Raw genomic sequence first — 22,473 nt, forward strand, 5'->3', positions numbered from 1 at the left:
GGCCTCCAAGTGAGTCCGGGTGCCCGTGCGCGCTGAAGCTGTTGTCCGCCGCCGACTGTCACCCGCCCCGCGACCAGCGAGATCGCACGTTGGTAGGCCGGCTGGCACACCTCTCCCGGAAAACTGTCGCGGCGGCAGGCATCTTCTCCTCCCTGCCGCACACCTGCACGTAGCGACGGGTTCGCGAAGGGAGGTGATGCGCGTGATGTCGATGGCAACGGCGACCAGGCACCGGGCCCTCCTTGTCATGCACGCGCTCGCGGATTGGGGCGCCCCGGAGATTGCGGACTACGACGTGTTCCTCGAGAACTTGTCTCGGGATCTGCATCACGAGAGAGAACTCCGCCTGTGGGAAGCCCTCGCGTGCAGCTACTCAGTGGTATGCACCTCACACGAGTTGAGTACCGAACAGAAGCGCAGTCTCCTGCGACTACTACTCGCCGCGACCTTCGGACGAGCAGAGCACACAGCCGCGGAAGCACTCGGGGCAGAGGTGGCCGCGCGGGCGATTGATCACTTCGGCGACTGTCTGAGGCTCGCCCGCGGTGAAGTGGTGATCGGCGAGGGAGTGCTTCGGGGGCTCGTGTCGCGAGACAGCGAGGCGCCCGACCAAGCGGACGGCCAGCTCGGCGACTAGCACCTCGCTTCCCCCTGCCTCATTCCTCACTCACGGGGCAGGGACAAGCGGGCTCGAAGCGCAGAAAGGAAGTCGTCGTATGCGGCCTGCCAACGAGCCTCTGCGGCCTCCTGCCGCCCTGGGTCACTGACTGGGGCGGGTGGCGACAAGAGAGCACCGGCGAGTCGGGCAAGATCGGGGGCAAGGAGCTCTATCCGCACGCGCTCAACGAGGGCGCGTGCCCGCTCCTCCTCTCGCCGGGCGATGGACTCAACCCTTCTATCCCACGAAATCGCGGCCGCCTCCGTGTGACCCGCCTCGCGAGACGCCCTCCAGTTCTCGATCCAGTCCAGGGTGTCGGCAGCGTGACGGCGATACTCGGCAACCGCCCCGAGGTACGCGTTCGCGGTGTCAAGGAGGCGATGCTGGAGGGCCTCTCCTCGGCGTCGCGCGGCGTCCACGCGCGCGAGCTGCATACCGACGAGGTACGTGACGCCGCCGCCGACGACCACACCAAGCAGCGACGCCAGCAGCGTTCCCCAATCCATGTCAACACCGTAGGGCCTCAGCACTTGGGAGCCTCGGTCGCTCGGCTCCGCCGTCCGCCAGGGTTCGTCCACGTCGTTGACAGGTCGTCCACTCCCTGAGACCAGTCGCTGACCACACGCTGACCAATGGCGGACAAATCGAACCCGTCCACCGCAGTCGGGGCGCCGACACCGCCTCTGGCCTGCGTAACACCTCGGTGCGCCTGGGCAGATTCGAACTGCCGACACCCGCTTTAGGAGAGCGGTGCTCTATCCCCTGAGCTACAGGCGCGCGGGGCCTGCGAGAAACGTGGTCGGAAACCCGGCGAGGATCGCGACCGGCACGTCTGGGAGTGTTCTCGATGGACCCGTGCTGCGCCGGTCGGGCCGTGCGGTCCGATCGGCGCGGGTTCAGCCTACCGGTGCACGGCTCCGGGATGCGCCGATAGCCCCTCGAGGGGGCTGGTGTCGGACGGTGTGGTTCGGGGGTGTCAGGCGGCGGGCGTTAGCGCCTGGTCGCGTTGACGCCGGCGGTGATGCCAGTCAGCGACGGCGTTGTGCGTGACCGCGAAGGACAGCATGACGAGCGCTTGGCGTTCGGCTGTGAGGGCGACCATGCGTCCTCGGTAGAGCCAGTCGTCGAGCTGGGAGTGGGATGACTCGGCGTCGTTGCGCCACCCGGGGACTGCCCCCGGTTCGGTTGACTCCTGGCCTGCGAGGGACGTGTTCCTCGCTGGAAGGATCAGCATCGTGCCTGTCGCATACCCGCCGGAGTTCCGGCGAGACGTGATCGCTGTCGCCCGGCGCGGCGAGCAGTCCCGGGCGCAGGTCGCCCGCAGCTTCGGGATCTCCGAGTCCTGCCTGGCGCGCTGGTTGGCGATCGCCGACCGGGAAGACGCCCGTGCCTCAGGCCGCCGCGAGCCCGACCCGGTGCCCGGCGGCGAGGACGAGGTCCGCGAGTTGCGTCGCCGGCTCAAGCAGGTCGAGCAGGAGAACGAGATCCTACGCCGTGCAACGGCCTACTTCGCCCGCGACATCATCCCAAAATGATGTACCCGCTGGTCGGTGACCTGGCCGCGGACGGCATCCCCGTCGCGGTGACCTGCCGGGTGCTCGGGTTCTCCAAGCAGGCGTACTACGCCTGGCGTTCGCGGCCTGTGACCGACCGGGACTGGGACGACGCGCACCTGATCAACGCCGCGATCGACATCCATCACGACGACCCGGAGTTCGGGTACCGGTTCATCGCCGACGAGCTGCCCGCTCACGGCATCCGCGCCGGGCGCAACCGGGTGCACCGCCTATGCAGCACGGCATGGCTGTTGTCAGCCCACGCCAAGAAGCGCGGGAACGCCCGGCGGCCCGGCCCGCCGGTCCACGACGACCTCGTCGAGCGGGACTTCACCGCCGAGCGGCCCAACCAGCTGTGGCTCACGGACATCACCGAGCACCCCACCGCCGAGGGCAAGCTCTACCTCTGCGCGATCAAGGACGCGTGCACCAACCGGATCGTCTGATACTCGATCGACTCCCGGATGACCTCGCAGCTGGCTGTCAACGCGCTGGCCAACGCCGTCGCGCTGCGCCGACCGGCCGGCACCGTGGTCCACCCAGTTCCGCTCCCATGCCTACGTCCACGCCCTGCGCGCCGCCGGGCTGACCGGGTCCATGGGCCGGGTTGGAGCCTGCGCCGACAACGCCGCGATGGAGTCGTTCTTCGCGCTGCTGCAGAAGACCGTCCTGAACCGCCGCCGCTCGTGGGCCACCCGCCAGGACCTGCGCCTGGCGATCGTCACCTGAATCGAGAAGACTTACCACCGCCGACGCCGCCAAGACCGCCTCGGACGCCTGACGCCCATCGAGTACGAGACACTGCTCCAAGCCGCTTACGCGGCATGAACGCCCCTACCGAAACGGGTCAACCGGAGTCGGGGCAGTCCCCAGCGCCCCTTGAAGGTGAGCCCTCCCGACGGCGCTGTCGAACGGGCTTCGCTGTCGCATCTCAGGTCGATGTTGGGGCAGCGGGCTGGGGTCTCGAACCCAACCCTTGTAGAGCTCGCCCCCTCACCGACGACTTCGCGTGTGTTGAGCCAGCACCGGCGCTCCAGGGCGGGGCGTCGCGACAGCGCACCGTGTCCATAGCGCAGTGACCACCGGAGCCACGAGCGGGTCGGGGGTCCTCCCTTCCCGCGTTCGCGGAACGCCTGCGAACGGGACCGCCGCCCTGGCACCATGGCGGTCATGACGACGCCAGTCCCGACGCCAGTCCCGACGTCGCCGTGGCCCTCGCACGTGGTCTTCGAGTCGGACTCCAGTTCCATCTGCCGGACGAGCACCAACCCCGGGCCGAAGCGTCTGCAGCAAGCAGCGCTCGAGATCGTCAACGCGATCAGCAGCATCTCGATCTCCGGGCCTAGCGACGGGATCGTCTGGCGAGGTCAGGCCGACGAGGCATGGAGAGTCGAGTCGAAGGCGACGCGCCAGAAGAAGAGCTCGGCTCAGATCCGCGATCACGAGACGAACATGCTCCAGACGATCCGGACTATCGGCGCAGACCGCGCCCAGTACACCGGCGATTGGGAGCTGCTCGCCCGCCTGCGCCACCACGCCGCGGCCACGCGCCTCATCGACGTCACGACCGACCCGTTCGTCGCGCTGTGGTTCCTCTGCGACGACGACTCGACCGCGGGCGGGGTCAACGTTCGGACGCGGCCTGGACTCCTCCTCGCGTTTCAGCGGAGGGCATTTACGACGATCCGCAACCCTCACGCGGTCGACTCGTACGACCAGCTCCACTCGAGGAAGCCCGCCCGACTGATCTACTCGACGCCCACGATCGACCCCCGCATCGCAGCGCAGCGAGGACTCTTCGTGCTGCACAGCGACCCGGATACCACTGCCGGCTCGACGGTCTCCGAGCTCGGCGACTTCACGGCACCCGCCTCGTGGAACTCAACACAGATGAAGGACCTCGGGATGGCGCACGGCACGGTGGGTCGTGGGCGCAGACGGACCAACTTCCCTGAGGCGCTTGGGATCGTCGTGCCGGCCGCGGTCAAGCCCGTGCTACTGGACCGTCTTGAGACGAACTTCGGCTTCACGAGAGCGACCATCTACCCGGACTTCAGCGGGGTCGGGCAGATGTTCGCATCCTGAGCCGCGAGGAACGGGAGCCGAATGGGTGACCTGCCGCCGATCTGAGCGTCACTGCGCACGCGAAGGTGACACAGTGCAGTCATCGAGACCTTCGCGCTTGGAAAGTGGTGCCGCACGTGCGTTCGATCCCTGAGAAGACCCTTGAGCACTGGACTTCGCTCTACGCGACGTACCGGTACCGGTCGCACGCGGCGTTGTGGTGGCCAACTCGCGGCGAGGATGTTCGAGTCGGTGATATCGCCCCGGGCTTGTTCGGGAAGATGTTCAACCTCGAGATCAAGACCACGGAGGCGTCGGGAACAGACCACCACGCGTACGTCGATGTCGCACAGCTACGCAGGTATCTCGCGAGTCCGGTGCCGACCTACTACGTGTTCCCGCTACCCGGATGGGTGGGACCGATTCATCTGGCCGCGGCCGGACCGTGGCGAGGCGGTGTGCCCAAGACGGAGTTCGGGTTCATGAGGTCGCACGGCCGTTGGTTTGGGAACTGGACGATTGTGATTCCGGACTACGCGCTGTACGCGCCGATCGCTTACGCAGACGCGCACGGCGACCCCGTCAAAGACCACGAGCGGGTCTTCACGGTAGACACGACCAGCGCGGGCGCCCCGCGGCGGCAGCGAGGTCTGTACGCCGCACCGTCCTCGAGCAAGCTGACCTCGTGGAGTTGGCGCGAGTTCTGGGAACTGATGGAGGTGTGCGGCGGTTCGAGTGCGATGCCGGCGATGTTCGCCGTGTCTGGAGGGGGCGGCGACGGCCCGGTTCACCGTTCGGCGCTGGTCGCGAAGATTGCGGCGGTGGCTCGGCTCGAAGAAGCCACATCCCCGGTGTTCTACGCGCCCGCTGATCGACAAGCAGTGCCGACCCTCGACCAGGAGTACGCGCCGATCGCTGCGACAAGCGTCGCGGTGTCCGGGGAGCGGGTGAGGGACGGGGCCGACGACCGCCACGACTCGCACCTGACGTCGGTGTACTTGTCCGCAGCACAGATCGCCTCAGCCCGAGCGAGCTGACAGCGACCAACACATCGGCCTCGAGAACAGCACGAGCGCTCCAAACTCGCCACAGATGGATCAAGGAGAGCAGATGACACCCCTCGAAGCGCTGTGGGACGCCGACGTGAACACCGCGGGCTACATCGTCGAAGCCGCCGCCGGCGATGGCTGGACCGTCTCCGCCCGTGAACACGTCGAGATGCTTGCCCGGGCGAGCTTCACACCGGCACCGAAGACGCAAGAGATCCTCGACGTCCTGCGGAACGCTCAGTTCACCTTCCGCCCTGTGTGGTTCCCCACGGCCGGCGAAGTCATGCAAGGGAAGGCGCTTCAGGCAGTCGAAGTGTCGGGGTGAAGGCGGGTGATGGGTCTGCCGCGCGGACAGGTGAAAGCTGTCACCCACTCCTGCAGCAGACCCTGCGGCCGAAACGTCCGGCGGCGTGCGCTGTGGCGGGCGGTCCGAGTGCGGTGTGTGCGCGTGCGGTCGCGGCGGCGATGGCGCTGCGGGCGGGGGCGTGGCTGATCATGACGAGCTGCTGGTCGGCGAGCTTGCCGACGATCATGCGGTTGCGGTAAACGCCGGTGTGGAGGACGTCGCTGATAACGAGGACGCCTCGGCCAGTCAGGACGACTATGTCGTTTTCTGCTTCACCAAGGTTGACCAGCACTGCCAGGAGAGGGCTATGAGCAAAGAATCCGGTGAGGAAACCCGAAAGCCGATGATCAAGGTCGTGTACTTTGACGAGCAGAGCGCGTCGGACTATCTCGACATCACCGCGGGCGGAAAAGCCGAGACCACCAGCGGGGAGGTGCGCGAACGCACGCGTGACATGCACTCGAAGGTGGAGACGCAGCTCGCCGCGAAGTTTAGCTGGCTGCCGTTCGTGGGCGCGTCAGCCCAGGTGGGCGCCGGCATCGACGTGGCGAGCGTCGGGCAGAGCATCCTGAGCAAGACGCTGTCGAACACGATCTTGACCGACTACCTCGCGGAGGTGTCCAGCGACAGCCGCGTCCGCGTCCTGGAGGGCTTGAGCGTGACCGCACCGAAGGACTCGGCGGCCTACGTGAAGATGTACACGCCCTACATGATCATCGCTCGCACCGAAGACTCCGGTCTCGACATCGCACGGATGGACGAAGCGTTCGAACGAGCTAAGGGCTACTACGATCTTCTCGGCACGGACAACGAAGGTCACAAGTGTGTGCTGCGTTTCAACATCCGCGCGTTCCGCAACAACTACGGTCTGGCGGACCTCCGGCGGATGCGCCTGGTCTACCACGGTGTGCGCGTCGGCGAGACGACCGAGGCAGATCTCGCCATGAGGGCCGAGATGTCCGGGGACCACGACCCCGAGCCGACATCCGCGGTGGATATCCTGGACGGCGATTCGCCTGCGGCTCCGCCTCTGGACGTGTTTGACGTCATCCTGGCGGGTGTCTCCGGTGAGTGACCCGACCGTAACCATCTATTACGGGCCGCTCACCTGGTTCACGGACGAGATCGGTGCGACTCCTCACGAACGCCTAATGGATTTGGTGTTCGCACGCGAGGAAGATCGCCGCACAGTTCTTCACCGGCTCGAGGGCGCCCCCGATCCGGGGGAGGACCCCGAGGATGCTGAGGCTGCGCGACCGCACCGGGTGGTGGCGGAGTCCGGTGACTACGCGAGCCTGCAAGAGCACGTGATCACGAACTTTGCCGGTCTCGTCCGGCAGCTGCGCCCGCACGAGCTCCACCTTCAGAACCCGCCGGCGGCGGTCCGTGCGCAGTTGGAGCGGGTCGCGGACGTAGAGATCAAGACGTACCCATATCCGCGGGTGACGAAAGAGGTCGTGAGGGCGGTCCGTGACGGGTTCGCCGATCACCTCGTGGGCCAGGCGCACGTGAAGGAGTCCCTGCTGGCAGCACTGTACCCATTGACCCGCGAGAACCGCTCCGCACCGATCGTCCTGATGTTCTTCGGCCCATCCGGTGTGGGCAAGACCGAGACCGCCCAGTTCGTCAACGGCCTGCTGGGTGGCAGGCTGCTGCGCAAGCAGTTCTCGATGTTTCACAGTGACAAGTTCGCTTCCTATCTTTTCGGCGGTACGCACTCGGAGGCATCGCTAGCGCGGGACCTGCTCGACCGGGAGTCCGGGGTGATCCTGATCGACGAGTTCGACAAGGCCAACCCGGTCTTCCACAGCGCGTTCTACCAGTTGTTCGACGGTGGCGAGTTCGAGGACAAGAACTACAGCGTGACTGTGGGTCCGTCGTTGATCATCTGCACGTCGAACTACGAGTCGGTCACCCAAGTCCGAGATGCCCTTGGCGACGCCTTGTACTCCCGGTTCGACGCGATGATCGAATTCAAGAGCCTGTCGGCCGAGCAAATCGACGTGGTGATCGACCGGCTCGTCGCGGACCGCTTCACCAAACTCGATGCGGACGAATCGGCGCGAATCGATCCGGCGGAGGTCACGGCGCTCCTCAAGGCAGGCGCGAGCCGCACCGGCAACGTCCGGAGGCTTGGGAAGTTTGTCGACGAACTCATCTCGCTGATGCTCGTTCGCTCGTGGACGCACGAGGAGGGGTCACCCATCTAGCCATCTCGCGCCGGCCTGAGGGTCAGCCGTCGAAGCTGCGGTCGCAGATCGTCCAACCGTGCGTCAGTTCCACCGAGCACTCGGTGGCATGACGGTACCTGACTGGGAGCCGGGATCCTGCAGGCCAGCAAGAGGACCCGTTTCCGATCTGGGAATGTCCACCTTCGGCTTAGCGACTCTATGCCAGTTGACCAGCGACGACGGGTTATTTGACAAGTGCCATATCCGAGGTGGCTGGGCTCGTCGAAACCCAGCCACCGGGTTCAAGGTCGAGCCGACAAGCACCGAGTTGCAGCTTGCCTCGAGCACGAACTACGCGGCAGGGGCCCGGACCGTTCGCGCCAATGCCTTGGACGCACCGACCTCGGCGCGCCTGGGTTCCCCTACCCCAGGTTATCGAGATGAGTCTCGATAACCTCCGAAACGTCTGGTGCCTCGTCGATCGCCAGGGTCATCTCACCCTCGTATACTCTGTGGTGCCCCCTTGACGTTAGGGTCCACGTCCCGCGAACGGTCGCCATACCGGGGTCGCGGACAACGACGACGAATGTCTCATCCGGGAACGCCTCGACCTCTTCTCGGGGCCGCAGGTCTCCGATCGACCACGTGCCGTTGATGGATCCGCCGTTACTCCAGGAGAAATCGGGGGGCGTGTACGCAGAGGGCAGCGACGGTACGTACATGGACGGCCCGGGCATCGTTGCCCAAGGGCTTGGTTCGGGTCGAGGTCCCCACGCACGCGGAGGTCGAGGTGGCCAGTCGCTCCGAGAGATTGCCGCCTCGCGCGGTTCCAGACCTTCGACGTCACCTTCGAGGTGGATAGAGAGCTCCACGTCCTCGAGAAAGGTGTCCGCACGGTTCGCAACTCGAACGATCACGGGCTCAGCCGCGCGCGCGAGAAGCGCATCAAGGAAGTTCGAGATAGCGTCCTGTGCTTTCACCTCCCAGGCGCGCACGGATGCCACGTAATCCTCACGGGCGCGGTCCTCAGGGATTGCCCTGCCTACGAGAGGGTTCATCAACGGCACGTTTGAGCGGAGAGCCTCCCGCAGCGAGGAAACGGCAGCAAGCTCCGTCAGCGAGTGAACTGGTCGCTCGACGGGCGGTTCCTCGTCAGGCAGCTTGCGTAGGAGTGCCGCAGCCACCTTGGTTACATGCGCGCCCAAGAAGCCCGGGTCGACGGCTGGCCGCACTGCCGTTCCAACGAGGGTGACCTCGATGTCGACGCTTGGATGGCTGGTCTTGCCGCGCTGGATCAGAGCGGCAATCTCCTCAGCGGTCGCCGGACGTGTCGACCCTTCGGCGCGAATGTACAGCCCACCGTTACGCAACGAGTACTTCTGCTCGCTTTTCTCACTCGGCGAGAAGTCGCGCCAGCAGAGAAACGGGTCTTGTCCTGCGACGGGCGGGTCAACGAGAACCAGCAGCACGTCGCGATCCGAGGAGACAGGGACTCGGACAACATCCCACCCGGGACCGGAAGCGGTGACGAACGGGCGAACCCGTTCTTCGATCTCACCGATCTCGATGGCAGGGATTCCCGGTGCGACACCCGGAGCGACGCCGATAACCATGACGCCATAGCCGCCGAACGCCCGGTTCGCAAGTTCTACGGAACGGTTCGCAGCCCCGAGAATGAACTTTGCGACCTTGGCCGCGCCTAGCGTCCGCGTGAGGTCGATGTCCGACTTCACCTCGAGGTAGTGCCGCTCCGCCCGGTCGTCCGTGCGAACGAGCGCCTCCACCAGCCGACGGGCGGCGAGCTCGCCTGTCGGAGGGCGGGTCGTATCGATGGGCGGCGCGTCCTTATCGGCCATGTCCGGGACAGTACAGGCTCCCCACGCCGCGCGGACGACTCGAATTCCTGGGTCTCCTCATCGCCGGCGAGCCTGAAGAACGCGCGCTGTGCTGACCGTGCTGCCAGCCCCCGCTCGAGCCGCCCGGCCGGTCGCACCAGCAGCACCAGCGCACGAGTTCACTTGGGCAGAGCCACCCGTGGACACCCAGGTCAGACGCTCGCAGCGTTCCGACTTCCGTCGATGTCCGTTCTGTCCCTCAAGGTATGCCACACACCTGACGAGGCACTACGGAGTTTCCTACTGGTCCCCAGGCGCGCGGGACAGGCGAGAAACGTGGTCAAGAACCCGTCGGCGGTCTCGACCGGCACTGCTGAGCGTGGTCTCGCTGGTCCCGTGCTGCGCCGGCCGGGGCCGTGCGGTCCGATCGGCGCGGGTTCAGCCTACCGGTGCCGCGACTCGGGGTGCGCCGATCACCTCAAGGGCTGGTGTCGTCGTAGTTCAGTTGGGGGGTGGCTTCAGGCAGCGGGAGCGAGTGCCTGCGTGCGCTGCCGTTGGCGGTGATGCTAGTCGGCCACGGCGTCGTGCGTCACCGCGAAGGAGAGCATGACCAACGCTTGCCGTTCGCCTGTGAGCGCGACCATGCGACCGCGGTCGAGCCAGGCGTCGGGCTGGGAGTGGGACGACTCGGCGTCGTTGCGCCACCCGTGCGTCGACGTGTCGACGGGCGCGCACCGGTGGGTGCATGCGGAGGCGCTCAGGGCGGCTCCAGGGTCGGATTGACCGACTACAGCACGTCACCCCGGGCCGCGAGCAGATCTCGTGCCGTCGTCCCGGGGCGCAGCTCGACGAGCGTGTCCGCCCAGTCGGTCAGGACGACCGAGGAGTCACCGGCGAAGCCCGGGAGGCTGGTGATGACCGAGACGACCTGCGCGAGCGTCTCTGGCGTCCGCCAGTCGACGTCGAGCGCCTCCCCCGCCACGTCCACCTCGACGAGCGCGACCAGCTCCTCACCGTCCAGCACGGTGATCTGTCCCGCGGACACCTCCGACAGGCGACCACTCACCCCGGCGAACGTGCTGCGCGGCCAGGCCGCGCGCACGACGTCGAAGACGGCCGACGGGTCGAACCGGAAGTCACCGTCCGCGACGGCGACGACGGAGTTGGGCATCTCTCCAACCTCTCACGGGACTAGTCGGACGTAGCCGCGGAGTCCCAGAGCGATCATCCGATCCTCGAAGAACTTCGCCGCGGCTGGGCTGTTGGTGACGTACTCAATCACTCCTGTGTCTCCTAGTCGGCTCGCTGCCTCTGCCAGGCGAAGGAGCCGCTTGTCCATGACGCGTGTCGCGACCTCTTCGAGCTTGCTTCCCACGGCCGGTTCGTAGAACGAGCTCCCCGATCCCGGTGCGACGTACTTGGCATCTCCCACGGCGCCGTAGGTCGAAGTGAAACCGTCGGGAAGTGTGCGGCCCTCAGCAAGCTCGACGACACGCTCGTTGTCGCCGTAAACCCTCAACTGGTACTGCAGCTCGTCACCCTTCGCTGAGAGAGGAACGTGCGGGAGCGCCTCGTACCGTGCCACCGCCGCAGCTTCCTCAGCGGCCGACAGGGCCGGTTGCACGGTCCCGTCAGCCAGCGGCACCGGCCTCCTTCCGAAGAACCAGTCGAGGTCGATCACCCCAGCGTCGGACCCATCCGTGAGTAGCGCGCGACGCGTCGCGAGCCAGGCGGCGGGGTCCGCGGCGACGTCTTTCGCGGTGGTCCGCACGCTGCGGCCGATCGTGGCGCCGGCGAAGTTCGCTGGTGCGAAGGTGAGCGCGACACCGAGGGTGTCGGCGGCGACCTGGGCGGGGGTGGCGGTCAGGACGTAGTCGCGCGTGGCCCGCTGCGGGTCGCGCATGAACGTCGCGATGCCGCCGGACTTGTCCAGGCCCCAGGTCAGGACCCCGGAGATTCCGAACGCGAAAGCGAGGGAGCCCCCGGACAGCGTCACGAGCGCGGCGATGCCGAGTCCGATGAGCAGCTGCGTGCTCATCGGTTGGTCGTGCCACCAACGACCGAGGTCCTCGATCAGCCCGGCCAGCCAGCTCGCACCGTAGGTCTCGTGGTACCGCTGCAGGTCCCACGGGTAAGGGCCGAACCGTGCAGCGGCCGCCGGGGCCACCCCGAGCGCGAGGACGAGCAGCAACCCGAGGGCGGTCCCGGCGAGTGCCTGTGCGCGGAGGACTGCGCTTCGAGTCGGGGTGCCCGCCAGGGTGTCGTAGGCGAGCTCGCGGGCCGCACGCTGGGCCGCCGCGGCGTCCTGCCCGCGCAGCACGGCGACCCGTCGCGGCTCGTCCGGCTGCCGGGCGAACGCCGCCACCGTCTGCGTGACGTCGCGGACCACGACCCAGACCCACCACGTCACCACGGCGGCGATGCCCTCGAAAAGACGCGCTGCCCGCCCTCGGCCGCCTGCCTTCCAGCCCCGCCCCGCCCATGAAGGCGCCACGTCGTGGACCAAGCCGGGTGCACGCAGCGACCGCAACCGATGCGCGTCGAGGAGCGTGCACATGACGGCAACGAGCACGACGAGCGCCACCCGGCCGTGGCCGTGGCCGAGCACCGACCAGGGCACCCGGACCCACCACGGCACCGACGTCACCGCCGGGTCCAGCCACCGCGGTGTGCCGTCCGGTGACAACGCGCCCGCGTCGACCTGGACGTTCAGACCTCCGTGGTCCGCGATCGCCACCCACAACGCCAGCAACGGCGCGAGCAGTGCCACCGCACGAGCGATCGCGCCACCTGCGTCCCCTTGCCGACGGCTCCACCGCCATACCCCGACGCCGACTCCGACCGCGCCCGTGACCGTCGCAGTGAGCACACCGTGACCGCCGTACGCGGCGATCTCTCCATGCAGGGCGTTCGGCACCGGGACCCACCCCAGCTGCACCCAGTCCGGGGGCACCCCCTCACCGCCGGACCAGAAGCGAGTCATCATCCCCGACGTCGTGACCATCAACGCCGTGCGACGCGCGGCCTCCTCGACGGCCACGAACGCCGTGCCTGCGGCCCACCCCAGCAGCAGCCAGTCCACCGCAGCGAACCGTCGCGCACGCCGCGGCGCGAGCAAGGCGACCACGGCTACCGGGACCAGCTTCAGAGCCTCCTCGCTCAGCGAGGCGATCATCACCGTCGGTCCAGAACCGCCCGCCGTCGACGCGACACGGAGCGCCAAGACGGTGCACACAGCCGCGACCACGAACGACCACGTCACGCACCCAGCGAAGTAGCGCATGCACCCGGCCCACGTGAGGGTCCTGGTCCGTGCCAGGACCCACCAGGCGACAACCAACCACACGGCACCCACGTACCCGCGCACCGCCAACCGCAGATCTGGCACCACCACCAGCAGCGCCAGCACCCACGCCAACGTGACCCACAATCCGATCGCACGCACCCGCGCCCACCGCGCCGCCAGCACCGGACGAGCCACCCACCACTGCGCGCGACGCTGCGCCCAGACCTGCCACCACTCCCGCGGCAGCGCAGCACCCACCGGACTCTCCACGGCGGTCGCCGACACCCTGCCCCCCTGCAAATCGGACCTCACGGCCGCGCAGCACCGTAGCGGGTCACGAGTCGCCCACCGGCCGATCCTGCGCCGAGCCACCCATACGGATCAGCGACGTCCCAGCACGATCACCCCGTGAGCAAACGTCCGATCACCGGCGAGCCGCGCAACGAGCCGGCGCTGCGCCCCCGACGACGCGACCGTTGAGGTGATCGCGCCAGACGGCCCGGACTCGATAGTGGCGCTCCACGCATCCGGCGCTGCGCTGCGTCAGGCAGGTCGCTACGCGTCTTCGCTTCCTTGCCATGGTGGAGGGAAGCGTGGAGCCCCCCACCTCACCCCACCGGCGGCTCGACCACCACGGGCACGCCCCAGTCGGTGAACTGCTGCACGGTCGTCGTCTGCACGCCCCCGAACGTGCCGGTCCCCTGCGTCCCGACGACCACGTGCCCGTCGGCGAGCCACACGATGAGCTCCTGCATGTCGACGCCGGCCATGCTGAACGGTGCGTCGGACTGCAGGCGCCACGCGTGCACCTCGCCGCCGTTGACGAGGTCGATGACGTCCTGGTCGGGCTGCACCGTGTACGTGGGTGACATGGCGATCATGCCGGCGCTGACGGCCGGGTCGGCGAGCGTGCGGTACGCGGTGCCGACCGTGCCGGCGAGCACCTTCTCGGAGTCGCTGCTGGTGACGTCGCCCTCGACCCAGCGGCCGTCGATCGTGATCCACGACCGGTCCTGCGTGAGCACGAACGACGTGGTGCCGTCGGCGTCGACCATCGTGCCGGTCATGGCGGGCGCGTCGGAGAACACGAAGTCGACCTCGGCGGTGGAGTCGCCGGACTGCACGTGCTCGTGGCCGCTTCCCGCGGCCAGCGAGAACCCGATGACGCACGCGGACAGGTCCGCACCCGTCACCGTCGCACCCGGCGCGAGCGAGACCGCGTCGCACTCGGCGGGCGCCACGACCACCGGCACGTCGGGCGTCGCGGACGCGGTGGGCGACGGCGACGCGACGACCGTCGGCGCCGACGTGCTGGGCGACGCACCCGGCGCGGGCGACGTGCCGGACGAGCACGCGGCGAGGGCCGCGACCGCGGCGACGGCGAGCAGGGCGGGACGGGCCGACGGCCGGTTCAGACGCACGGTCGCGAACGTACCGACACGCGAACCCGCAGGCCAGCCCCCGCGGGCGTGACGTCCGACCCACGCCGCACCGCCCGCTGTGACACCCGCGCGCCCGTCGATCACCGCGCCCTGCGGCGCCCCGCACCTCCCGCGCGCACCGCACCCCGCGCGCCCCGCACCTCCCGCGCGCACCGCACCACGCGCGCCCCGCACCTCCCGCCCGCCCGCCCCAGGACAGCGTGAGGGGTTGCCGTCGCGTGGCGACGACAACCCCTCACCCCCGGAAGCCAGGACTCGACGTCAGCTCGTCTGCCCCAGCCCCGCGAACCCCTCGGACGGCTGCACGACCACGAAGCCCGGGCCGTGGAACTTGTACTGGAACGCCTCCCCCGTGCCGCCGCGCAGCAGCGAGCTCATGTTCATGCTCGACACGACCTCGGGCACGAGGTTCGCCGACCAGCACACAGCGGCGTTGGGGTCGACGAACGTGGGCTGCTGCGAGCAGTCGAGGATGACGGGCTGGCCGTCGGACGTCAGCGCGACGGACCCGTGGCCTTGGATGAGGGTGTTGAACAGGCCGCCGGTCATCATGCCGGCGCCGCGCGTGCGGTGCAGGTCCCACTGCAGGGTCGCGTCGAACGCGAGCAGCGACGCGCCGCCGACGCTGATCGCGTCGCCCTCGAGGTGGATGATGAACACCGTCTCGGCGAACCGTGCGAAGAACACGTCGCCCTGCCCCGAGACGGTCATGAGCGCCTGGTCGTCGGAGCTGATCGCGCGCTTGACGAACTTCGCCAGCGTGTCCGAGCCCTTGTGGTGGAACTGCACGGCCCCCTGGTGGGCGACCATCGAGCCCTTCGCGGCGAGCACGGGCTCGCCGAGGGTCACCTTGAGCATCTTGGAGTTCTGCAAGAAGAACCGCTGTCCGTTCTCGACCTCGAGGTTCGTCCGGTCGAAGATGTCGCTACGCATGGGCGTCATCCTGCACCCCCGCCGGGGCACGACGACGACGCCGCCCGGGTGAGTTCACCCGGACGGCGTCGTGCAGCGGTGGCGGCCGGCGTCGGGGGGGATGCCGGCCGCCACCGGTCCTCAGGCCCGTCGCCTCCGCAGGGCGACGAGCAGGCCACCGGCTGCCAGCAGCAGCAGGGCCCCCAGGCCGGCGCGCAGCACGTCCGCACCGGTCAGCGCGAGCGGGTCACGGTCCGCGGCGGTCGTGCCGCCGTCCGCCGGCGGCGCGTCGAACGTGTTGACCAGCTCGACCACGGCCTGCCCCGGCTCCGTGGTCCCGGCCAGCCCGACGACGGGCACGCGGGCACCCGTCGACGTCACGGGCTCGCGGCCCTCGACGCGCACGGTCGCGGCCACCTGCGCGGCCCCGCCCGTCTCCGTCTCGGTGACCGTGCAGTCCACGCCGACGGGCAGGCCCGTCCACGACGCGGTCAGCGCGGTCGGCGCCCGCAGCGTGCGCTGCGCACCGCCGGGCACGTCGAGCGGCACGTCCTGCCCGTCGACCGGCCACGCGCACACCAGCTCGACCGTGAACGGCCCGGCCGCGCCCGGCGCCGTCGTGGCGCCCGCGACCTGCTTGACGACCTCGACCGACGTGACGTCGAACGTGTTGGTCGCCGTCACCACGGCCGCCGGGACCTCGCCCTCGTCGGACGCGGGCTCGACCGTCACGACGCCGTCGGCCGGTGCGAGCACCGAGCTCGTGGCACCGCCCGCGGCCGTCTCCAGCACGCGGCACGACGTGCCCACCGGGAACGGACCGAACGTCCGCAGCCCGCCCGCGAGCAGGTCGAACGACTCGTCGAGCACCGTGCGCGCGTCGTACGTGCAGACAGCGGAGAACCCGAAGGAAGCACCCGCGCCCCACGTGGCCGCACCGGCGCCGTCGACGACCTTGCGGACCTCGAGCACACCCGCGTCGAACCCGTTGACGACCTCGACGCTTGCGCCGTCGGCGCCCACGGTCACGTCGGCCGCACCCGGACCGGTCGGCACGACGCCGTCCCCGACCAGCAGGACGCGGTCGGCGCCGCGGCTGTCGGTCTCGGTCAGCGCGCACGTCGCACCGGCGGGGATGACCTCGTCCGGGGCCGTGAACGTCTCGCCGTCGGCGAGCGTGAACGTCAGCGCGTCGGCGCCGTCGAACGTCACGGGCGCACCCGTGCCCGCCGCGGTGCAGGTCAGCGCGAACGTGAACGGCCCCTCGAGGCCCGCGGTCGCGGTCGAGTCCACGCGCTTGGTGACGCTCAGGCCGCCGAACGCGTACGTGTTGGTCAGCGTCGCGACCTGCGCGGTCGGCACGGCGCCGTCCGCACCCGCGGGCGCGTCGACCTCGAGCCGGACCGTGCCGGACCGCGTCGTCTCGCCGTGGCTGCCGGGCTCACCGGTCTCGGTGACGTCGCACCGCGCACCCACCGGCACGCCGTCGACGCGGGCCGTCCAGCCGTTGCCCTCGTCGAGCGTGAGCGTCGCGGCGGCCCCCAGGTCGAGGGTGACGCCGTCGAGCGTGCAGACCACGTCGGCGCCGAACGACGCCGGCGCGTAGCCGCCCGCCGGGCCCTCGACGACCTTGCGGACCTCGATCGGGCCGGTCAGCACCTCGACGCCCATCTTGGGCGGCGCGATCTTCGACCACGTCGGCGCACCCACGTCGTGGTACTTGACGCCGAACTGGTTCCACGCGACCACCGCGTCGGCCGCCGAGCCCGCGGGCACGCCGTCGACGACGTCGTCGCCCGCCAGCACGTTCACGGTCGAGAACGTCACGTCGACGAACTGCCCGCTCAGCAGCGCCCCCGCGGCCGACGGCCGCAGGTCCACGTGCACGCGCAGGCCCGTGACGGCCGACCAGTCGGTCGCGTCGTCGGCCACCGACCACGCCTCGCCCGACTGCTCGCAGACGGCCTGGTCCTGCAGACCCGCCCACGTGCCGGCGCACACGTCCGCCGTCGTCGTCACCTCGGTCACCACCACGGCACCCGCGGGCGCGGTGACCTGCAGCGAACCGGGCACGACCTGCGGCCGGTACACCGAGCCGCGCTCGCCGCCCGTGATGATCATGCGGTCACCGGTCGCCGCGAGCGGGTCGAAAATCGTCAGCTCGTCGACGCTCGTCGTGCCCGCGTTCTGCGCGCGCAGCACCCAGTCGTCCTGCGCACCGGCCAGCGAGCGCGCGATGCACGGCGTGCGGTGGTAGTCGCCGCCCGTCGCGGTCAGGCGCGTCGTGCACTCCTGGCCGTCGGCCGTCGCCGCACCGGGCTGCGAGCCCCGCACGCCCTTGACGGCGAACAGGTTGGACCCCGCGCGCGGCGACACGTGGTCGGCCGAGCCGCACGTGGTCGCGTCGTCCGCCCACGCACCCGTCACGGGGCGCGAGCCGTCGAGCGGCGTGCACGCCTCGAGCGTCTGCGCGGTGCGCACGGCCATAGTGTTGACCGCGCGCTGCCCCGCCGACAGACCGGGCTGCAGCTCGAGCACCAGACGCACGGCCACGCGCTCGCCCGGCGCCAGGCGGCGCGCGTCCTGCGGCCACGCGAGCACCAGGTCGTCGCCGTCCACCGACACGGTCACCTGGTCGCCCATGGCGCTGCCCGCGGGCACCGTCACGACCGGCGCGGTCTCACCCGTCCACACGAGGTGCTCGGGGAGCGTGTCGCGCAGCTCGGCGACGTCGAGGTAGCCGCTGCCCGCGTTGCGGAACGACAGGTCCCACGGCACGGCCGTGCCGACCTGCACGGTCCGGTTACCGTCGTTCGCGAGCTTGTCGACCGCGAGCCGGTGCGTGCCCTCGAAGAGGTCGACCGCGGCGGCGCTCGCGCGCTCCTGCGACGCCTCGCCGTTGAGCCGGTCGGCCTGGCCCACCACGGTGTTGGTCACCTCGTGGTGGTCGGCGTCCAGCACGATCGGGTCGCCGCCCGTGCGCGTGACGTCCCGCAGCCGCACCTGCAGCTGCGCGGTCGTCGACCAGCCCGGTGCGGGCACCGCGTCCGAGAAGAACGCGCCGTCGGCGCGCGACAGCACGAACCGGACGCCGTCGACGTCACCGGCGCGCTCCGCCGCGACCGGCAGCGTCGGGGTCGCCCCCGGCGTGCCCGTCACCCACGCGTCCGCGCCGCCGGGCCCGAACGGCCCGTGCACGTCGACCTGCACCTGGTCGGCGCCCGCGGGCAGCGTCACCGCACCCAGGCCCACCAGGTCGAACCGGTCCCAGAACTCCGGCGACGTCGTCGCGTCGTCCTGCAGGCGCACCTGCGCCGGCGCCAGCGTGCCCGCCGGGGCCGTGCCGTTGGTCGCCGTCAGGCGCACCGTCAGCGGCTCGTCGCGCGTCGGCTCGGTGACCACCGCGGGCGAGATCGTCTTGGCGACGCCCACGTTGATCTCGCCGCCCGTGAGGCGCACGTCGACGCCGTCGGTGCCGGCGGCGATCGTCGCGCCCGCCGGGTCCAGCACCGGGTCGTACGACTGGGCGTACATGTGGTTCTCGACCGTCACGGACTCGCCGGCGCGCAGCGTCTGCGCCTGGCCCGTCGACCGGACCTCGGTGCGCAGGCGCGTGTCGAGGTCGAGCCGCAGGCGGTTGCCCTGCGTGATCGTGCCGCCCGTCACCGCCGGGTCGGTGCCCTGGAACGTCGCGCTCAGCGCCACGACGTCCGCGAGCTGCGCGGGCGTCATCGCGAGCAGCGCCGCGACGGTCGTGCGCTCGCTGGTGTAGTCGCCGTCGGCGTACCGCAGCAGCCACGCGGTCGACGCCGCGAGGTCCACCTCGGCCGGACGCGTCGCGGAGAACCGCACCTTCGTCAGGTCGAACCGGTCGAACGGGCTCTCGCCGCTGCCGGGTGCGAGCCAGTCCACGGACGCCGCGAACGGGTCGGCGGTCGGGTCCGCGAGCGCGCACGCGGTGCCCTGCACGTCGACGTCGGAGCACGCCGGGTCGGTGATGCGCAGGTACGAGGCGCGGGCCACGGCGTCGTTCCACGCCGTGAGGCCGAACGTGCGCGTGGGCCACTGGTCCGCCGGGACCACGCCGGGCCGCGGCACGTACGCGACGTCACCCGTCGACACGGTCTTGTCGACGCGCACGAGCGGCGTCGAGCCCGTGATCGTGATGTCCGCGCGCTCCTGCGCGGTCACGACGCCGTCGGTGCGCTGCGCCGCGATGCCCACGGTGTTGCGCACGACGCCCGCGGCGCCCGCGTTGTAGGTCTCCTTGTCGGTGACCCAGCCACCCGTGCGGCGCACCTCACGGATCTGCCACTGCAGGTCCAGCGTGCGGTCGGTCGACGACGCCGCGACGCCCGTGCCCACGGCCGGCGCGAACGGGTCGAGGGCCGCGCCCGGCTGGCGGGCCGCGGCGCGCGCGGGGCCGTTCTCCTCCAGGACGAGCTGCACGCCCCACGCGTCGGCGCGCTGCTGCGTCGTCAGCGTGTACCCGACGAACCCGCCGCCGTTGGTCCAGCCGCCCGCGGGCGCCGTGACCGACTGCCAGGACCGGCCGCCCGCGCCGTCGGGCAGCAGCAGCCGCACGTCGGTCACGCGGTCGTACTTGAGGTACCAGCCGTTCGTGAACGGCGTCGCCGAGTAGGCGATCGGCTGCACGCGCACCAGGTCGAACGCGTCGAGCAGCGTGCCCGCCGGGTCGGCCGCGGCCGGGTCCGTCGCGGCGGCCGGGTCGGTGAGCGTCACCGACGACGCCCCCGCGGCGGTCCGCCACGCGACGCGCGTCGTGCGCTGCTGGCCCGACTGCGCGGCCACGGTCGGCTGCGTCCACGTCTTGCGGACCTCCACGGGGCCCGTGCCGGGCGGCGGCGGGGTGACCGCCGCGTCGTCGTCCGCGTCGTCGCCGTCGGACACCGGGGTGCCGCCGCCGGTCGTGCCGCTGCCGTTGACGGTCGCCGCGTTGCGCAGCGTCGTCGTGCCCTCGGGCAGGGTGCCGCCGCTGCGCAGCGTGCCGCGCGCGGTCGTCACGAGGTACGGCGTGACGGTCGTGTTCTCCTCGAAGCCGTCGGCGTCGTGCAGGCGCAGCTCGACGCCCGTGACGTCGGACAGGGCGGTGCCGCCGGGCAGCCCGGCCGCGAGCTCCGCGGCGTCGAGCTGCAGCAGCCACGCCGCGCCCTGCGCGGGCTCCGTGCGGACCGTGACCCACGTGCCGACGGACGTCTGCAGGCGCACCTCGACCGACGTCTCCGACGGCACCTGCGTCGGCGCGATCGCCGTCAGGTCGAAGCCGTCCCAGAAGCCGCGCGCGGCGCCGTCCCACGCGTCGGTGACGACGAGGTCGCGCGCCGTGACGTACGACGACGACACCGCGAGCGTCGTGCGCAGCTCGGTGACCGCGGTGTCGCCCGGGCGCAGCTGGGCGTTCGGGCGGACCGTCTTGGCCAGGCCGACCTCGATGGACGCGGGCACGACCGCGAGGCGCGCGTCGTCCGTGCCCTGCGCGGTGTTGCCGTTGGGCGCCTCGACGCGCACCGTCGCGGTGTTGTCGAGCTGCCGCACCGGGCCGGTCGCGGTCTCGGCGGTGAGCACCGTGACGCGGGCGCGCGCGGGCTCGGCAGCCGGCGCGATCGAGCCCGTGAACACGAGCTCGAACCCGGTGACGTGCACGCCGGAGCCCAGCGTGGGACCGGCCGGCACGTCGCCCGCGGCGAACGTGACGGACGGCGTCGAGCCGTCGGACAGGTGGTAGACGACCGACGCGCCCGTCGCGCCGGTCGGCCACGACGGCGCGCCGTCGAACCCGCCGAACGCGGGGTCGGCGCCGAAGAAGTCGAGGTCGCTCACGCGCAGCTCGCGGACCGGCACGTCGGACGTCTGCGACGCCACGAGGCTCAGCACGCTCGGCTCGCCGGCCGAGACGCGCGCCGGCGCGAAGTCCTTGACGACCTCGGTGCCCAGGCGCGCGGGGTCGACGCGGTACGGCGCGGTCGCCGTCGCGGACACCGGGTCCTGCCCGTCGACCTCGACGGTCGCCGCGACGGTGTTGGTGAGCGTGCTCGTGGTGACCGACAGGTCGGCGTCGGTCGTGCGGTGGGTCGCGCGCTGCGCGACGCCCAGGTCGAGGGACAGCGTGTCGCCGACGGCCACGGGGCCGTCGCACGTCACGCGCAGGCCCCCGACGGCGTCCGCGTCGACGCCGCCGGGGAGCACGAGGCCGCCGTCGCCCGCGACCCACGTCCACGTGCCCGCACGCTGCACGTACGCGTCGACGCGCACCGCGGTGCATCCGGTCGGCACCTGCACGCCGCTGAGCGACACGAGGTCGACGAGCGTGAACGGGTTCGCTGCGTCGAGGGTCGCGGCACCCTCGGGCGCGACCGCGGGCTCCTGCAGCACCAGCGCGTCGGCCGGGACGTTGGCGGCGTTGGTCGCGCCGATCGTGATGGTCGACGGCGCACCCGCGGCGAAGGCCTGCTGGGCCGGCGTCCACGACTTGGCGGGGGTGACGGCCACGGTCACCGGCACCGTGACCTCGACCTGCGCCGACGCGGTCGCGGGTGCCGAGTTCGTCGCCGTGACCGTCGCGGTGTTGACGTGCGTGGTCGTGGTGCCCGGCGGCAGGTCGGTCGGCACGCGCAGCGTCAGCTGCACCGAGAACGTCTGACCCGCCTGGATGCCCTCACCCGTCGGGCTGACGGTCGGCTGCGTGAACGCGACGTCGAGGCGCGTGTCGGCCGCGACGACCGCGGGCGCCGTCGCCGACGTCGTGCCGCCCGACGTCCACGTCGGGACGAACGTCAGACCCGGCGTCGACGGCAGCAGCTCGACGTCCAGAAGCTCGTGCCCCGCGTGCTCGCCCAGCGGGTCCGTCAGCACCGCGTCGAGGCACGACGCCTCCGAGCACGCCACCTGCACGCTGTACGTGTACGTGTCGCCCGGCGCGAGCTCGCCGCGGTCCACCGACTTGGTGATGCCGAGGTACTGGGGGTCTGCCGCAGCCGCCGGTGCCGTGAGCACGGGCAGCGCGAGCAACGCGGCGAGCGCCGCTGCGACGAACGACATGAGGCGGCGCACGGGAGCGCGACCTCGGGACTGCGTGGGCATGCGGGAGCCTCCGACGAGGGGTGGGGGTCGCCCACACCATGGAGGCCCTAGGT

General features: G+C 70.5%; 14 protein-coding genes, 1 tRNA gene and 1 pseudogene. 7 read left to right on the forward strand and 9 right to left on the reverse strand.

What is annotated here, in order from left to right; translation table 11 throughout:
* The first annotated feature begins 202 nt into the window (after positions 1 to 202).
* The gene (locus CS2_RS01545; protein WP_070318607.1) at positions 203 to 637 is read left to right on the forward strand and encodes a hypothetical protein; all 435 of its coding nucleotides are present in this window, start codon (positions 203 to 205) and stop codon (positions 635 to 637) included.
* A gap of 26 nt (positions 638 to 663) precedes the next feature.
* Here the strand turns inward: CS2_RS01545 and CS2_RS01550 are convergent, their stop codons facing one another.
* From CS2_RS01550 to CS2_RS19630, 3 genes are all read right to left on the reverse strand, one after another.
* Positions 664 to 1,164 carry a hypothetical protein gene (locus tag CS2_RS01550; RefSeq protein WP_156441940.1) on the reverse strand — a complete coding sequence of 167 codons (501 nt, stop codon included), beginning with the start codon at positions 1,162 to 1,164 and terminating at the stop codon, positions 664 to 666.
* Between the two features lie 198 nt (positions 1,165 to 1,362).
* A tRNA-Arg gene (locus CS2_RS01555) sits at positions 1,363 to 1,435 on the reverse strand.
* Positions 1,436 to 1,634: 199 nt separating this feature from the next.
* Complete coding sequence (locus CS2_RS19630) at positions 1,635 to 1,760, reverse strand: hypothetical protein (RefSeq protein ID WP_267886466.1); 126 nt, start codon at positions 1,758 to 1,760, stop codon at positions 1,635 to 1,637.
* Between the two features lie 133 nt (positions 1,761 to 1,893).
* On the opposite strand from CS2_RS19630, the pseudogene CS2_RS01570 reads away from it, so the two are divergent.
* The 6 genes and pseudogenes from CS2_RS01570 to CS2_RS01595 all read left to right on the forward strand — a co-directional run bounded on the left by CS2_RS01570 (position 1,894) and on the right by CS2_RS01595 (position 7,883).
* A pseudogene (locus CS2_RS01570) lies at positions 1,894 to 3,042 on the forward strand (IS3 family transposase).
* Positions 3,043 to 3,384: 342 nt separating this feature from the next.
* Positions 3,385 to 4,299, forward strand: a complete 915-nt coding sequence (locus CS2_RS01575) for an FRG domain-containing protein (RefSeq protein WP_169798610.1) — start codon at positions 3,385 to 3,387, stop codon at positions 4,297 to 4,299.
* Between the two features lie 116 nt (positions 4,300 to 4,415).
* Complete coding sequence (locus CS2_RS01580) at positions 4,416 to 5,315, forward strand: hypothetical protein (protein ID WP_070318612.1); 900 nt, start codon at positions 4,416 to 4,418, stop codon at positions 5,313 to 5,315.
* A 73-nt stretch (positions 5,316 to 5,388) separates the two neighbouring features.
* Complete coding sequence (locus tag CS2_RS01585) at positions 5,389 to 5,652, forward strand: hypothetical protein (protein WP_156441941.1); 264 nt, start codon at positions 5,389 to 5,391, stop codon at positions 5,650 to 5,652.
* Positions 5,653 to 5,812: 160 nt separating this feature from the next.
* Entirely contained in the window at positions 5,813 to 6,748 is a 936-nt protein-coding gene (locus CS2_RS19395) for a DUF6414 family protein (RefSeq protein ID WP_217997346.1), read from the forward strand.
* Complete coding sequence (locus CS2_RS01595; protein WP_070318614.1) at positions 6,741 to 7,883, forward strand: AAA family ATPase; 1,143 nt, start codon at positions 6,741 to 6,743, stop codon at positions 7,881 to 7,883. Before CS2_RS19395 ends, CS2_RS01595 begins: the two co-directional genes overlap by 8 nt.
* Positions 7,884 to 8,266: 383 nt before the next feature.
* On the opposite strand, the gene CS2_RS01600 is transcribed toward CS2_RS01595, so the two are convergent.
* The 6 genes from CS2_RS01600 to CS2_RS01625 form a co-directional block, all read right to left on the reverse strand.
* Entirely contained in the window at positions 8,267 to 9,700 is a 1,434-nt protein-coding gene (locus CS2_RS01600) for a hypothetical protein (protein WP_070318615.1), read from the reverse strand.
* A 766-nt stretch (positions 9,701 to 10,466) separates the two neighbouring features.
* Positions 10,467 to 10,850 (reverse strand): hypothetical protein, encoded by a 384-nt coding sequence (locus CS2_RS01605; RefSeq protein WP_070318616.1) that lies wholly within the window; start codon positions 10,848 to 10,850, stop codon positions 10,467 to 10,469.
* Positions 10,851 to 10,862: 12 nt separating this feature from the next.
* Entirely contained in the window at positions 10,863 to 13,223 is a 2,361-nt protein-coding gene (locus CS2_RS01610) for a restriction endonuclease fold toxin-2 domain-containing protein (RefSeq protein WP_156441942.1), read from the reverse strand.
* 350 nt (positions 13,224 to 13,573) lie between these two features.
* Positions 13,574 to 14,386: a hypothetical protein gene (locus tag CS2_RS01615; protein WP_233421029.1), complete on the reverse strand. Its 813-nt coding sequence runs from the start codon at positions 14,384 to 14,386 to the stop codon at positions 13,574 to 13,576.
* 282 nt (positions 14,387 to 14,668) lie between these two features.
* Positions 14,669 to 15,340, reverse strand: a complete 672-nt coding sequence (locus CS2_RS01620) for an AIM24 family protein (protein ID WP_070318618.1) — start codon at positions 15,338 to 15,340, stop codon at positions 14,669 to 14,671.
* 120 nt (positions 15,341 to 15,460) lie between these two features.
* Positions 15,461 to 22,420, reverse strand: a complete 6,960-nt coding sequence (locus CS2_RS01625) for a DUF5979 domain-containing protein (protein WP_156441943.1) — start codon at positions 22,418 to 22,420, stop codon at positions 15,461 to 15,463.
* Positions 22,421 to 22,473 lie beyond the last annotated feature (53 nt).

Source organism: Cellulomonas iranensis NBRC 101100 = JCM 18110, from assembly GCF_001552375.1.
Classification (GTDB): domain Bacteria; phylum Actinomycetota; class Actinomycetes; order Actinomycetales; family Cellulomonadaceae; genus Cellulomonas; species Cellulomonas iranensis.

Bases quoted from the DNA above. Each gene is read 5' to 3' on its own strand.
- CS2_RS01620 (WP_070318618.1), bottom strand. From the start codon at position 15,340: ATGCGTAGCGACATCTTCGACCGGACGAACCTCGAGGTCGAGAACGGA.
- CS2_RS01550 (WP_156441940.1), bottom strand. From the start codon at position 1,164: ATGGATTGGGGAACGCTGCTGGCGTCGCTGCTTGGTGTGGTCGTCGGC.
- CS2_RS01575 (WP_169798610.1), top strand. From the start codon at position 3,385: ATGACGACGCCAGTCCCGACGCCAGTCCCGACGTCGCCGTGGCCCTCG.
- CS2_RS01605 (WP_070318616.1), bottom strand. From the start codon at position 10,850: ATGCCCAACTCCGTCGTCGCCGTCGCGGACGGTGACTTCCGGTTCGAC.
- CS2_RS01600 (WP_070318615.1), bottom strand. From the start codon at position 9,700: ATGGCCGATAAGGACGCGCCGCCCATCGATACGACCCGCCCTCCGACA.
- CS2_RS19630 (WP_267886466.1), bottom strand. From the start codon at position 1,760: ATGGTCGCCCTCACAGCCGAACGCCAAGCGCTCGTCATGCTGTCCTTC.
- CS2_RS01585 (WP_156441941.1), top strand. From the start codon at position 5,389: ATGACACCCCTCGAAGCGCTGTGGGACGCCGACGTGAACACCGCGGGC.
- CS2_RS01625 (WP_156441943.1), bottom strand. From the start codon at position 22,420: ATGCCCACGCAGTCCCGAGGTCGCGCTCCCGTGCGCCGCCTCATGTCG.